Here is a 743-nt window from a genome sequence, read left to right as displayed (position 1 = left end):
CGGTGAATCAGGTGGATCGCAACCCACCTTCTCAGGGCCGCTGCGCGACCCAACGGGGATAAATCCCCTCGCCACAGGGCCTTGTACTCAAGCCCCTGTGTATTGGGGAATAGCGTGTTTACAGGGTTAGGGTCAGTCGGCTCACCAGCGCCCCCGGCAGCAACGCCGACGAAGTATTGCGCTGGCTGTACGTACTCGCCGACAGCAACAACTCACGCTCGGCGGTCAACGCTTCCAGCTGCGAACCCAGCAGGCTGTAGGCGCTGTCGTCGAAACGCATGGTGCTGACCGGCGCCTGGATCTCGCCGTTCTCGACCCAGAAGGTGGCAAACCGGGTCATGCCGGTCAAACGCGCCGCTGGTTGATCGGAGAAGTTCAGGTACCACAGGTTGCTGATGTACAGCCCGGTGCCCAACTGCTTGAGAATCTCTGCCTGCGACAGGTTCCCCGCCGCCATGTTCAGCGCACTCGGTGATTCGCCGCCGCTGGCGCCATTGGCGGTCAGGCCGTATTCCGCCGCACTGCGCGAGCCGACCAGTTGATCGCCCGCCTTGCCGTCGACGATCAGCCGCAAATCACTGCGCGGATAACCCTCGCCGGAAAACGCCGGGCTCAACGATTCGCTGACTTTCTCGTCCAGCGACACCAGCGGACTGAACGTCTGATCGCCGACATACAGTTTTTGCAGCGGACTGCTTTTGCTGGCAATCGACTGCGCCGAGAAACCGCCCCAGCTCAACATG

General features: G+C 61.9%; 1 protein-coding gene. It reads right to left on the bottom strand.

Features of this window, described 5'->3' with window-relative positions:
• Positions 1–118 precede the first annotated feature (118 nt).
• A partial coding sequence (locus DBR24_RS32145) for a metallopeptidase TldD-related protein (RefSeq protein ID WP_256591465.1) occupies positions 119–743 on the bottom strand: 625 nt, incomplete at its 5' end.

It is taken from the genome of Pseudomonas sp. HMWF006, assembly GCF_003061205.1.
Taxonomy (GTDB): Bacteria; Pseudomonadota; Gammaproteobacteria; order Pseudomonadales; family Pseudomonadaceae; genus Aquipseudomonas; species Aquipseudomonas monsensis.
This window is presented reverse-complemented; position numbering and strand designations above follow the sequence as displayed.